Genomic DNA, 11,264 nt, shown 5'->3' on the forward strand with positions numbered 1-11,264 from the left:
AGGGGGCTTCTCGCTGCCCTGGGCGAGCGGGTCCGCGGATCTCAGACCGACCGCGGTCCTCAGACCGACCGCGGTCGCTGGAGTCCCTGGAGGAGCAGTGCGACCAGTCGGCGGGGGTCGTAGCGGGGATCGCTGTCCCGTCCGATGCAGAGGTTGCCGATGCCGCGCATCAGTTCGTAGGCCTGCGTACCCGGCCTGATCTCGTCCGCGTCGACCGCGGCGTCGAGCAACTGCGCGCAGACCGGCACCAGGCGGTCGAGGAAGTAGGCGTGCAGCGCGTCGAAGCCGCTGCTGTCGGACTGCATCGCGTTGGCGAGGCCGTGCTTCGTGACCAGGAAATCGACGAAGAGGTCGACCCACCGGCGCAGGGCCGCGAGCGGCGACTCGGCCTCGGCCAGCAGGGCCGGGCCGGCCTCGGCACAGGCCTCGACCTGGTGGCGGTAGACGGCGACGACGAGGTCCGCCCGGTTCGGGAAGTGACGGTAGATCGTCCCCAGCCCGACGCCCGCCTTGGCCGCGATCTCACGGATCGGCGCGTCGACGCCCGAGGCGACGAACACCTCGGCGGCGGCTTCGAGCAGCGTCTGCTGGTTGCGCAGCGCGTCGGCCCGCTTGCTCCGGGCCGGCACTCCCCCGGACTCGCTCGCAGTGGGCACCACGCTCTCCTTCCGATGACCGTTGACAAAACGGAACAGCGTTCCGCATACTAAACGGAACAACGATCCGCTTCGAGTGTAAGGGACATACGCATCATGAGTGCATCGACTTACACGGCCGGCGCCGTCCTCTCGGTGAGCCCGGTCGTGCTGCCGGCTCCCGGCCGGGCCGTGGACCTGCAGGTACGGGTCTCCGCGCCGGTGTCCGGCGGCGAGCTCCCGGTCATCCTCCTCTCGCACGGCCAGGGGTACTCGAACCACCTCTCCTCGCTGAACGGCTACGCGCCGCTCGCCCACTACTGGGCGGCACAGGGCTTCGTCGTGATCCAGCCCACCCATCTGAGCTCGACGACGCTGAGCCTGGATCCCGGCACCCCCGGGGCACCCCTGTACTGGCGGTCGCGGGCGGAGGACATGAAGCGGGTCCTCGACCGGCTCGACGTGATAGAGGCCGCCGTCCCGCAGCTCCTCGGACGCCTGGACCACAGCAGGATCGCCGTGGCCGGGCACTCGATGGGCGGGCACACCGCGAGCCTGCTGCTGGGCGCCCGGCTCACCGATCCCGACGACGGAACGGAAGTGGACCTGACCGAGCCCCGCATCAAGGCGGGTGTGCTGCTCGCCGCTCCCGGCAGAGGGGGCGACGCCCTGACCGAGTTCGTGACCGAGAACTACGCCTTCTTCTCGACCACGGACTTCTCCCGGATGACGACGCCCGCGCTCGTGGTCGCCGGCGACAAGGACGCCTCGGCCCACCTGACCGTCGCGGGCCCGGACTGGCACACCGATCCGTACTCCCTCTCCCCGGGCCCCAAGTCCCTGCTCACCCTGTTCGGCGCGGAGCACGGGCTCGGCGGGATCTCCGGCTACGACGTCGCGGAGACCACCGACGAGAACCCGGCGCGCGTGTCCGCGCTCCTACGGCTCACGTCGGGCTACCTCCGCACCGAGCTCCATCCCGGAGACCCCGCCTGGCAGGAAGCCCGTGACGCGCTGACGGCCGGCCCCGATGCGCTGGGGCGGGTGGAGTCCAAGTAGCGGGCCCCTGCGCGACACGTTGGGCAAGAACCCGGCGGCAGCTATCCGCGACCGTCGAGCGGCCCGTCGGGCTGCGGCGAGGCCGGCGGCGCGGGCTCGGTGATGACGGTGGCGGCCTGGCCCGCGGCGAGGTCGGCGAGGATCGCTTCGGCAAGGCCTTCGCGCCGCATCCGCTGGTCCACGTACAGCAGGGCGCTCACCAGCTGGCTGAATCCGATCTGGAAGACCTGGCTGACGGCACCGCCGATGAGCATGAGGAGGAAGGACACCACGAGGCCGGTGATCAGTCCGGCCGACGGGCCGCTGCCGTCCTGGGGCATGCCCATCATCGCCGGGATCATCGCGAAGACACCGATGACGTTGAACGGAAGCTGGATCACCCACGAGATCGCCCCCGCGAGCAGGGCTCCCAGGATGGTGATCCCGAAGATCCGCCACCAGTCGCCCCGCACCAGCGCGACGGAGCGGCGCAGCGCGGTGACCGGACCCGCGCCTTCCAGGACCACGACCGCCGAGGCCAGGCTGAAGCGGACGTTGAGCCAGACGGCCAGCGGCAGGGCGGCCAGCAGCAGCACCGGCAGGATGCCGAGGAGGACGAACGCGCCGTCCCGGGAGTCCACGGCGGCCACCAGGGGCACCCACACCGCCATGGCGGCGATCACCGGGGAGCCGGCGATCAGAGCGCCGAGGAACATCGCGCCGGCCACGGCGGGCGCCCGCCGGAAGGAGCCGCGCCACATCGCGCGGAAGGTGGTGGGACGGCCCGTCACGGCCTCCTTGAGCACCGCCGGACAGAGCGCGGCGATGACCGCCATGGCCAGCATCCCGATGACGAGGAGCAGCACGAACACGATGACGGAAGCGACGACCACCGGCACGACGTGCTCGGACGCCGGGTCCTCGCCGTACGGCGGATCGAAGGCGGGGTCGAGGTGCTCGTACACGGCGGCCGCGGCGATGCCCACCACGAGGGCCATGACCGGCAGTACGAGGGCCTGTACGGCCATCACGACACCGACGACCGGCTTCCAGTGGCGGCGGAGGGTCGCGAACGATCCGCCGATGATGTCCCCGAGGGCCAGCGGCCGCAGGGGTATCACCCCCGGCTGCGGGGCCTGCGGCACCCGCCCTCCCCATTGCGGGGCGCCACCCCAATCGCCCCCGTGCGCTCCCGGCCAGCTGTTCTGCGTCATGCACATGCTCCGTACGTCGTCCCCCGGATGGACGCACAACATATCGCGGCTGGTCAGGGACATGGCATCGCATTGCGCAGCGAGATGGAACCGGCGGTCAGCGCCCGACGGTGTTCATCAGGATGATCGCGGCGATGTCCGCGAGGATGACGGTGACGACGCCGATGATCGCTGCCCAGGCCCTCTGTGACTCGTCCAGCTGCATACGCCGCCTCCTGACGGGGACGTGCCGTCCTTCATGCCTTCCGCCATGATGACCCGGCTCGGCGCGGCGCGCCGCACAGCCCGGGCCCCACGGGGGCCCGGGACGCGGTCCGCGGAACTCCGGTTACCACTTGTCGTGGCAGTTCCAGTGGCCCTTCACCCAGTGGGCGCTCTGGTGGCCGGGGACCCAGTGCTTCTCGAACCAGCCGTGGCTCTTCCAGCCGGGGTGCCAGTTGCCGTGCTGGTCCTTGTAACCGGGGTGCCAGCGGCCGTCGTGCCACTTCTTCTCGTAGTGCCCCTTGATCCAGGTCTTGCTCCAGTGACCGCGCTCCCACGAGCAGCGGTCGTGACGGTTCTGCTGGTCGTGGTTGCGGTTGCCGTTCCAGTTCCCGTTTCCGTTCCAGTTCCCGTTGCCGTTTCCGTTCCCGTTGCCGTTTCCGTTCCAGTTCCCGTTGCCGTTCCCGTTGCCGTTGCCGTTCCAGTTCCCGTTGCCGTTGCCGTTGCCGTTGCCGTTGCTGTCACGGTGGTCGTCGCGGTTGTGGTCGTCGGTCAGGACGGAAGCGACCGACGTGGAGGGTGTGGCGGAGGCCGTCGCCGGTGCCGCCGACGCGCTGCCGGCGGCACCGAGCGCCGCACCCCCGGCGAGCAGGCCCGTCGCGGCCATGCCGATGACGGCACGGCGCAAGCGGGTGGAAGGTTCCATGAGTCTCATCTCCTGCCCCCGCAAGGCCGCGTCAGGGATTCAGCGCCACTCAGCGCGAGGGATTGGTAAAGCTCATATAAATGCATAGAAATTGTACATTTTTACCATCCCTACGGGGACCCCCCGGTGGGCGTCGGTCAGGCGCTCAGAGTGACGTTGCCGAGTCGGCTGACCATGGCCGGGTCCCGGTGGTCGAAGAACAGCGACTCTCCCGTGTCAAGGGCAGTGATGGCCGCCATCTGGTCGGCGGTGAGCTCGAAGTCGAAGACGTCGAGGTTCTCCGCCATGCGCTCGGACCGGACCGACTTGGGGATCACAACGACGGCGCGCTGAACGAGCCACCGCAGTACGACCTGCGCCACGGATTTGCCGTGCGCGGCGGCGATCCGGCTGAGCACCGGGTGGGTGAAGAGGTTGTTGCGTCCCTTGGCGAAGGGGCCCCACGACTCGATCTGGACGCCGCGCTCGCGCATGAGTTCCTGATCGGTGGTGCGCTGGTGGAAGGGGTGGGTCTCGACCTGGTTGACGGCCGGCGTGACCTCGTTGTGGTCGATCAGGTCCACGAGGCGGTCAGGGTGGAAGTTGGAGACCCCGATGGCCCGGACGAGGCCCTGGTGGTGCAGTCCCTCCATCGCTCGCCAGGAGCCGTAGACGTCACCGTAGGGCTGGTGGATCAGGTAGAGGTCGAGCTGGTCCAGGCCGAGCTTGCGCAGGGAGGTGTCGAAGGCGCGCTTCGCCTTGTCCTCGCCGGCGTCGGAGATCCAGAGCTTGGTGGTGACGAACAGGTCCTGGCGCGGGATGCCGCTGCTCTTGATCGCACGGCCGACGGCTTCCTCGTTGCCGTACGCGGCCGCGGTGTCGAGGGACCGGTACCCGGCGGCGAGGGCGTCGCTGACCGCCTGCTCGGTCTGCTCGGGCGGGATCTGGTAGACGCCGAAGCCGAGGACCGGCATCTCGACGCCGTTGTTCAGGGTGACGGTGTGCATGGGGGCTCCTTGCTCTGTGTGCGCGGGTCGCAGCCGAGGCTTATGCACCGGTACCCGCCAGGCGACGGCGCCTCCCGGCCGCTACTCCATGTGGACACGCCGCCGACGCGGAACGGCCCGACCCCGCGGACCGGCTAGTCGGCGCGGTCCGGCGGCTCCGGGGTGCGCCACGCCGCCATCTGTTCCCGGAACTTCGGGCACCGGACGATGTCCTCCTCACCGCACTGGAGGGCATGGGTCAGGAGCTGGTGGGCGTGGTCGAGATCGACCATGCGCTGCTCGATCTCGGCGACCTTGCCACGGATCATCGCCTGTCTCCGCGCCTGGTCCTGCTGGAACTCCCGGATCTCGACCAGGGTCAGCCCGGCCTGCTGGCACTTGCGCAGCAGCACGATCCGCTGGGCGGCCTCCGGCGGGTAGCGCCGCTGCCCGCTCTGCCGTTCGGGCGTCGGCAGCAGTCCGTGGCGTTCCCAGTACCGGATGGCCGACGCGGGCACTCCGGTGATCTCGGCCAGTCGGCCGATCGTCATGCGCACGTCCACGCCGCCCCGCTCCTCGTTCGCCATCGCTCCGGCCCCGGCATTTGACTTGAACCTTAGTTCAAGTTGAAGAGTGGTCCGCACGTGGACAGCGGCGAATCAGCCGCCGCTGCAACCGAGTTCGGAGATTCCGCAATGACTGACGTACGCGTGGTGAACGAGCAGGCCGAGCAGCTCGTCGGAGCTGCCGAGACGCTCTTCGCGGCGGGGGTGATGGCCCGCTCCGGGCACGCCAACCTGAGCGCCAGGCTCGACGGCGAGCGCTTCCTGCTCACGCCGGGGTTCGTCCGCGGGCTGCGGCCCGGACAGCTGGCGACCGTCAGCCTCGACGGGCGGGTCCTCGAGGGTGAGCTGAGCTCCGTGAGCGCCGAGATCATCTCCATGCACAGCGCCATCTACCGCGCTCGCCCGCAGGTGGGTGCCGTCATCCACACGCACTCGCCCGCCGCGACGGCCTTCGCCCTGGCCCACCGGCCGCTGCCGTGCCGGACCGAGCCGATGTTGCGCTTCGGGCAGGCCGAGGACGTCCCGGTGGTTCCGTGGGGGCCGCGCGGGTCGGACGTGTCGGTGCGCGGCATCTCCGATGTCCTGGAACGGCGCCCGACGACGGCTGCCGTCCTGCTGGCCAACCACGGACTGTTGGTGTTCGGCCCGGACTCGGCAGCCACCGCCCATCTCGTGGTGGCCATCGAGGAGAGCGCCGAGGCGGAGATCGCCGCGGCCGCGATCGGCGGCGCAGTGGACTTCCCCGAGGGCGCCGTGGAAGCCGTACGCGCCTCGATCGCGCGGGTCTCGGCATGACGAACGACTCCCTCGCCCCCCGTACGGAGGCCGTACGCGACCGCTACCGCTCCACGCTCGGAGCCGTTCCGAGCGGCGTGGAAGAGAGGCTGCGCCTGGCCGGGGCCTTCGACCGGCTCCCCACCGAGGAGGCGCTCGCGGCACTGCGGCACATCGTGCTGACCGACAATCCGCTGGGCGCGCGGGTGCAGCAGCTCGTGCACTTCGGCCAGCTCCTGTCCCTCGGCCGGGAACATCCCGCCCGGCTGCACGCCCACGGCGCGCTCCGTGCCGGGGCCCGCATCGCCGACCTCATCGGGGTCGCCGAGACCGCGCTGATCACCTCGGGCGTGCCGGCGTACGCGCTCGGTACCGAGATCATCGCCGGACTCCTGCCGGACGAGGGCCGGGCGGGTCAGGCCTGAAGGACGCGCGCATCGGCTGACCGCCCGGCCCGGCCGGGCGGTCAGCCGAGGACGAACGGGAGGCGCGCGGCGAGCCCGCCCAGCCGGGCCTTCTCCTCACCGGTCGGGGCGCGCCGTCCGGTGCCGGTCAGCAGCGCGTCCTCGTCGGAGAACGACGCGGGGAAGGTGGCCCCGGCGATCGTCTCCAGCATCCGGCGGGACCGGGCGAGGCCCTCCAGGGGTGGTCCGGGCGTACCCGGGAGGTACGCGACGAGGTCCAGGTGGTGGAGCGTCCACTCGATGACGTACGCGGACAGGTAGTCCGCGGCCGTCAGGACCTCGCCGCGGGTCGCGACGCGGAGGTCCGGGTCGGCCAGCTCGGCCGCGCGGCCCGCGGCGGAGCCGACGTCGTCGAGGTGGAACGTCAGCAGCCGCGGGTCCTCGTAGGCGGCGGCCAGCCGGACGGTCAGCGCGTCGAGCGGGTCGTCGCCGGTCGGCGGGGTTGCGGAGACGTTCCAGTAGGTCACCGCGTCGCGGGTCGGTTCCGCGCCGGCGGGGGTCGCGAGGGTGATCAGGACGTCCTGGGCGTCGATGACCAGGTGGCACACCAGGTCCCGTACGAGCCACCCGGCGCAGCCCGACGGCTGTGCGAAGTCCTCGTCCGAGAGCCCGGCGACCGCCGTGCGCAACGCCGCCCATGAGCGGGAGAACAACAGATCCACAGCCGCAAGCTAGCAGCCCTCTGCCTCCTACGGCGCGGTCGTGGCCTCGCAGTATGTCTTGATCAGCTCGTACGAGCCGATGCGGTCGCGGAGGTCGTAGACGGGTGTGGTCAGCATCAGTTCGTCCGCCCCGGTTTCCCGGACCAGTTGGGCGAGCCGGTCCACGACGGTCTTGGGCGTCCCGACGGCCTGCTGTGCCCGGAAGCCGGCCAGCGCCTGTCGCTCCGGCTCCGTGAAGGAGTGGGTGGCCGCCTCCGCCGGCGTCGGGAAGGGCGCGTCACTGATGCCCTTGAGGAGCCCGGCCTTGACGACGTCCATGGGGCCGATGCGCCACGCCGCTTCTTCTTCCGTCTCCGCACACACCGTCTCCACGCACAACAGCACCCGAGGTTCCCCGCACCAGCGGGACGGGGTGAACTCCGCCCGGTAGCACTCCAGCACCGCGCGGGTGTTGTCCGGCCGGATGTGGTGGGCGACGGCGACCGGCAGGCCGAGTCGGGCGGCGAGGGCGGCACCGGCGGGGCTGGAGGCCAGCAGCCACGGCTCCGGCAGCGGGCCGAGGGCGACTTCGTCCACCAGGAAGGACAGGATCGCGGCGACGTCGCTCTCGTAGTCCGCGTCCGTCGCCGGGCCGGCACCGCGGCGAAGGGCCCGCGCGGTGGCTTCGTCGAAGGTCCCGGGCCCGCGGCCGATGCCCAGGTCGATGCGGTCCGGGTGCAGGGCGGCCAGCGTTCCCCACTGCTCCGCGAGGGTGATGGGTGCGTGGTTCGGGGCCAGCACGCCGCCCGAGCCGATGCGGATGGCCGCGGTCGAAGCGGCGGAGTGCGCGGTCAGCACGACGGGGGGGAACGCGCCGATCGCGGGCGAGTGGTGGTGCTCGGCGTACCAGATCCGGTGGTAGCCCAGCCGCTCCAGTCCCTGTGCGAAGGCCGTGGTGTCCCGCAAGGTGTCCACGGCTCGGGTGTCCGTTTGGACCATCGCGACTTCCAGCGCTGAAAGAGGTATATCGAGCATGCGGCCAGCATAGGGATCATGCGTTGCGGCGAGCGGGGCGGTGATCGCTTTCGCGCCACGGGGCCGGGCGGGTCCGTGACGTCCGGTCGGGCGCGCCCGGGGCCCGGCCGGTGCCCGCCTCGGCCGAGGGGAGGTACCGGCGGCCGGGGCGACGGCGTGTCGGGGAGAGCGGCGGGCCGGCTGGGTCACGGTGGGGCGCATGGCCCCGCTCCCCCCGAAAGGTTCGCCATGACCGCCAACGGCCCCTTGGACACCAACCGGCGCACGCTCCTGCTGGCTGCCGGAACCACCGCGATCACCACCCTGGCATCGGCCTGTGCGGGGAGGCGGACCGGCACGGAGGCGGCCGGCCGGGCTCCCGCCGCCCAGGGCGTCACGCCCGCCTGCGTACTCGCCGCCGAGACCGGAGAAGGCCCGTACTACACGCCGAAGAGCCGGATCCGCTCCGACGTCACGGAAGACCGGGAGGGCGTGCCGCTGCGGCTGGACCTGCACGTCGTACGGGCTTCGAAGGGGTGCGCGCCGCTGGCGGAGGTCGCCGTGGACATCTGGCAGGCCGACGCCTCTGGGACGTACTCGCAGCGCGGAGCCACGTACCTGCGCGGCACCCAGACCACCGACGCGCAGGGCCGCGTGTCGTTCCGCACCATCGTGCCCGGCTGGTACGCGCACATCGCCCCGCACGTGCACTTCAAGGTACGCCCCGGTGCGCGCACCGAAGTCTCCTCGCAGCTGTTCCTGCCCGAAGGACTGCTCAAGACGATCTACGCGGGTGAGCCGTACTCCCGCCGCAAGGCCCCGGCCCACCCCAACACCCGCGACGACCGCTTCGCGGCCAAGGGCGCCGAGCTGACCCTGGACCCGGTACGGGACGGGGCCGGGTACCGCGCGTCGTTCGTGATCGGCATCGCCTGACCGCCACCGCCACCGCCACCACCACGGCCGCGCGTCGTGCGGCACGAGACCCCGGGGCTCGTGGCGGGCCCGGGGTCTGGCGGCGGGTCCGGCCGGCGGCTCAGTTGTTGACGAAGGTGAGGCTCGTCGCGTCGTAGCGGGTGCCCGCGACCTGCCCGGGCGGGGCGGCGGCCTCGATGGCGGTGAGGTCCTCGGGGGTCAGTTCGACGGCCAGCGCCGCGAGGTTCTCCTCCAGGTAGTTCTGCCGCCGGGTTCCGGGGATCGGCACCACGTCCTCGCCCCGGTGCTGCACCCAGGCCAGGGCGAGCTGGCCTGCGGTGACGCCCTTGGCCTCGGCCAGCTCGTCGAGCTTGGCGACGATCGCCAGGTTGCGTTCGAGGTTGCCGTCGGCGAAGCGCGGCTGGGTGCGCCGGACGTCGGTCTCGGCCAGCCCCTCGACCGAACGGTACCGGCCGGTCAGGAAGCCGCGCCCGAGCGGGGAGAACGGGACCAGGCCGATGCCGAGTTCGCGGCAGACCGGTGCGATGTCCGCCTCCAGGTCGCGGGTCCACACCGACCACTCGCTCTGCAGCGCGGCGATCGGGTGCACCGCGTGCGCCCGCCGGATGGTGCTCACGCCGGCCTCCGACAGGCCGAGGTGGCGGACCTTCCCGGCCTTGACCAGTTCGGCCATGGCGCCGACGGTCTCCTCGATCGGGACGTCCGGATCGACCCGGTGCTGGTAGTAGAGGTCGATGTGGTCGACTCCGAGCCGGCGCAGCGACGCCTCGCACGCCTGCCGTACGTAGGCGGCGTCGCCGCGGACCAGGGTCGGCTCGCCCAGGCGGTTGGCGAAGCCGAACTTCGTGGCCAGCACCACCTCGTCGCGGCGCCCGGCGACGGCCCGGCCGACGAGCTCCTCGTTGTGGCCGGCGCCGTAGAAGTCGGCGGTGTCGAGGAGGGTCACCCCGAGGTCGAGCGCACGGTGGAGCGTCGCGATCGACTGGGCGTCGTCGCCGGCACCGTAGCCGTGGCTCATGCCCATGCAGCCCAGGCCCTGGGCCGAGACCGCGAGGCTGCCCAGATTCCGGGTCGGGACGTGGTTCATGGTGCTGCCTCCTGAGATCGGGATCATCTGTCCAGGACGCTAGGTGTTGGAGTGCACTCCATGTCAACCGATGCCCCGCTTCGAGCTGTACGGCACGGGCCTGGTGCCCGCACCCGTAAGAACTTCCGCCGGACGGGAGGGGTGTGTCCGTGAGGAGGAGGCCGCGTTCGCGCCTGGTCGGCTGTGGGCCCGTCAGGGGATGTCCAGCGCGACGGGGATGCAGAAGTTCGGGTCCGACACGGTCAGCCACGCTCGCCCAAGTGCCCGAGGGCCACCTCGATCCGGCCCGAGGTCGTACCCCGGTCCAGGGACTGCGGGGCGGCGCCGGACAGCAGGTGCCGTACGGCATGGGCCAGTTCCAGCCCGTACCGTTCCGCGGCCTGCTCCTGCCGTGCGTGGCTCTTGGCGGCCGTGCCGTCCGCTCCCACCAGCTCGGGGCTCTGTCGCCCCGCGACGGCGAGCACCGACTGCACGACGTGTTGTAAATCCGCGTCGTGGCGCAGGAGGCGGGCGGCCAGGGAGCCTTCGGCGACGTGCTGGTGACAGTGCCCCAGTTCCAGGTGGCGCAGCTCGTGCCCGGTGATGATGAGCTGGTGCAAGGGGACGGTTCGTTTCTCCACCACGACCAGGTCCCGTTCGCCGAGGTCGAGCGCGAGCCCGCTGGCGGTGCCCGGGGGGAAGGACGTGGTACGGAACTCGATCTTCCGCCCCCGGCGCTCCCCCATCGCCTCGCAGAGCGCGCGGCACATGGCTTCGCCCGGAACGGGGGCCTTGAGGTGGCTGACCGCGTCCACCAAGGCGCCTACCGACTGCCGGATCTCCCGCTGCTTGAACACACCCGTCTCCCCTGTGGCCCTGCCGTGCCTGTCCTGTCCCTGTGGCTGCGATCGCCATGCCCTGGCGGGCCGCCTCAGGGCGGACTGCCGGCCGGGGTCGCGGTCCTTTCGGCCGCGCGCTCGGTCATGTGGGCGTCGAGCCACTGGATCAGCCTCGTACGGTTGTGGCAGGACGGCAGCCCTTCTC

13 protein-coding genes are annotated in these 11,264 nt (G+C 71.4%); 4 read left to right on the forward strand and 9 right to left on the reverse strand.

Features of this window, described 5'->3' with window-relative positions; genetic code table 11:
• Positions 1-59: 59 nt before the first annotated feature.
• Positions 60-656 carry a TetR/AcrR family transcriptional regulator gene (locus ACFV0Q_RS11870; RefSeq protein WP_385004073.1) on the reverse strand — a complete coding sequence of 199 codons (597 nt, stop codon included), beginning with the start codon at positions 654-656 and terminating at the stop codon, positions 60-62.
• Positions 657-752: 96 nt separating this feature from the next.
• Here ACFV0Q_RS11870 and ACFV0Q_RS11875 point away from each other — a divergent pair, with 96 nt between their 5' ends.
• A complete protein-coding gene (locus ACFV0Q_RS11875) occupies positions 753-1,694 on the forward strand; it encodes an alpha/beta hydrolase family protein (RefSeq protein WP_385004075.1) in 942 nt (313 codons plus the stop codon).
• A gap of 41 nt (positions 1,695-1,735) precedes the next feature.
• Here the strand turns inward: ACFV0Q_RS11875 and ACFV0Q_RS11880 are convergent, their stop codons facing one another.
• The 4 genes from ACFV0Q_RS11880 to ACFV0Q_RS11895 form a co-directional block, all read right to left on the reverse strand.
• Positions 1,736-2,887 (reverse strand): hypothetical protein, encoded by a 1,152-nt coding sequence (locus ACFV0Q_RS11880; RefSeq protein WP_385004077.1) that lies wholly within the window; start codon positions 2,885-2,887, stop codon positions 1,736-1,738.
• A 328-nt stretch (positions 2,888-3,215) separates the two neighbouring features.
• Positions 3,216-3,794, reverse strand: coding sequence for a hypothetical protein (locus tag ACFV0Q_RS11885; protein ID WP_385004079.1), 579 nt, complete (start codon positions 3,792-3,794; stop codon positions 3,216-3,218).
• A gap of 137 nt (positions 3,795-3,931) precedes the next feature.
• Entirely contained in the window at positions 3,932-4,780 is an 849-nt protein-coding gene (locus ACFV0Q_RS11890; RefSeq protein ID WP_385004081.1) for an aldo/keto reductase, read from the reverse strand.
• Between the two features lie 134 nt (positions 4,781-4,914).
• Entirely contained in the window at positions 4,915-5,346 is a 432-nt protein-coding gene (locus ACFV0Q_RS11895; RefSeq protein WP_385004083.1) for a MerR family transcriptional regulator, read from the reverse strand.
• Positions 5,347-5,454: 108 nt separating this feature from the next.
• Here ACFV0Q_RS11895 and ACFV0Q_RS11900 point away from each other — a divergent pair, with 108 nt between their 5' ends.
• The gene (locus ACFV0Q_RS11900; RefSeq protein WP_385004085.1) at positions 5,455-6,120 is read left to right on the forward strand and encodes a class II aldolase/adducin family protein; all 666 of its coding nucleotides are present in this window, start codon (positions 5,455-5,457) and stop codon (positions 6,118-6,120) included.
• Positions 6,117-6,524 (forward strand): carboxymuconolactone decarboxylase family protein, encoded by a 408-nt coding sequence (locus ACFV0Q_RS11905; RefSeq protein ID WP_385004087.1) that lies wholly within the window; start codon positions 6,117-6,119, stop codon positions 6,522-6,524. Before ACFV0Q_RS11900 ends, ACFV0Q_RS11905 begins: the two co-directional genes overlap by 4 nt.
• Before the next feature lie 41 nt (positions 6,525-6,565).
• Here ACFV0Q_RS11905 and ACFV0Q_RS11910 read toward each other — a convergent pair whose 3' ends face one another.
• Both ACFV0Q_RS11910 and ACFV0Q_RS11915 read right to left on the reverse strand, forming a co-directional pair.
• Positions 6,566-7,225 (reverse strand): maleylpyruvate isomerase N-terminal domain-containing protein, encoded by a 660-nt coding sequence (locus ACFV0Q_RS11910; RefSeq protein ID WP_385004089.1) that lies wholly within the window; start codon positions 7,223-7,225, stop codon positions 6,566-6,568.
• Positions 7,226-7,252: 27 nt separating this feature from the next.
• Positions 7,253-8,239, reverse strand: a complete 987-nt coding sequence (locus ACFV0Q_RS11915) for an MsnO8 family LLM class oxidoreductase (protein WP_385004091.1) — start codon at positions 8,237-8,239, stop codon at positions 7,253-7,255.
• 228 nt (positions 8,240-8,467) lie between these two features.
• On the opposite strand from ACFV0Q_RS11915, the gene ACFV0Q_RS11920 reads away from it, so the two are divergent.
• Positions 8,468-9,154 (forward strand): intradiol ring-cleavage dioxygenase, encoded by a 687-nt coding sequence (locus ACFV0Q_RS11920; protein WP_385004093.1) that lies wholly within the window; start codon positions 8,468-8,470, stop codon positions 9,152-9,154.
• 100 nt (positions 9,155-9,254) lie between these two features.
• Here the strand turns inward: ACFV0Q_RS11920 and ACFV0Q_RS11925 are convergent, their stop codons facing one another.
• Complete coding sequence (locus ACFV0Q_RS11925) at positions 9,255-10,241, reverse strand: aldo/keto reductase (protein ID WP_385004094.1); 987 nt, start codon at positions 10,239-10,241, stop codon at positions 9,255-9,257.
• Positions 10,242-10,483: 242 nt separating this feature from the next.
• The gene (locus ACFV0Q_RS11930; RefSeq protein WP_385004096.1) at positions 10,484-11,077 is read right to left on the reverse strand and encodes a toxin-antitoxin system, toxin component; all 594 of its coding nucleotides are present in this window, start codon (positions 11,075-11,077) and stop codon (positions 10,484-10,486) included.
• Between the last annotated feature and the right edge of the window lie 187 nt (positions 11,078-11,264).

The organism is Streptomyces sp. NPDC059564 (genome assembly GCF_042735575.1).
Classification (GTDB): domain Bacteria; phylum Actinomycetota; class Actinomycetes; order Streptomycetales; family Streptomycetaceae; genus Streptomyces.

Excerpts from the sequence above, each read along its gene's own strand:
- ACFV0Q_RS11875 (WP_385004075.1), top strand. The coding sequence starts at position 753 with ATGAGTGCATCGACTTACACGGCCGGCGCCGTCCTCTCGGTGAGCCCG.
- ACFV0Q_RS11880 (WP_385004077.1), bottom strand. The coding sequence starts at position 2,887 with ATGACGCAGAACAGCTGGCCGGGAGCGCACGGGGGCGATTGGGGTGGC.
- ACFV0Q_RS11885 (WP_385004079.1), bottom strand. The coding sequence starts at position 3,794 with ATGGAACCTTCCACCCGCTTGCGCCGTGCCGTCATCGGCATGGCCGCG.
- ACFV0Q_RS11890 (WP_385004081.1), bottom strand. The coding sequence starts at position 4,780 with ATGCACACCGTCACCCTGAACAACGGCGTCGAGATGCCGGTCCTCGGC.
- ACFV0Q_RS11895 (WP_385004083.1), bottom strand. The coding sequence starts at position 5,346 with ATGGCGAACGAGGAGCGGGGCGGCGTGGACGTGCGCATGACGATCGGC.
- ACFV0Q_RS11900 (WP_385004085.1), top strand. The coding sequence starts at position 5,455 with ATGACTGACGTACGCGTGGTGAACGAGCAGGCCGAGCAGCTCGTCGGA.
- ACFV0Q_RS11905 (WP_385004087.1), top strand. The coding sequence starts at position 6,117 with ATGACGAACGACTCCCTCGCCCCCCGTACGGAGGCCGTACGCGACCGC.
- ACFV0Q_RS11915 (WP_385004091.1), bottom strand. The coding sequence starts at position 8,239 with ATGCTCGATATACCTCTTTCAGCGCTGGAAGTCGCGATGGTCCAAACG.
- ACFV0Q_RS11920 (WP_385004093.1), top strand. The coding sequence starts at position 8,468 with ATGACCGCCAACGGCCCCTTGGACACCAACCGGCGCACGCTCCTGCTG.
- ACFV0Q_RS11925 (WP_385004094.1), bottom strand. The coding sequence starts at position 10,241 with ATGAACCACGTCCCGACCCGGAATCTGGGCAGCCTCGCGGTCTCGGCC.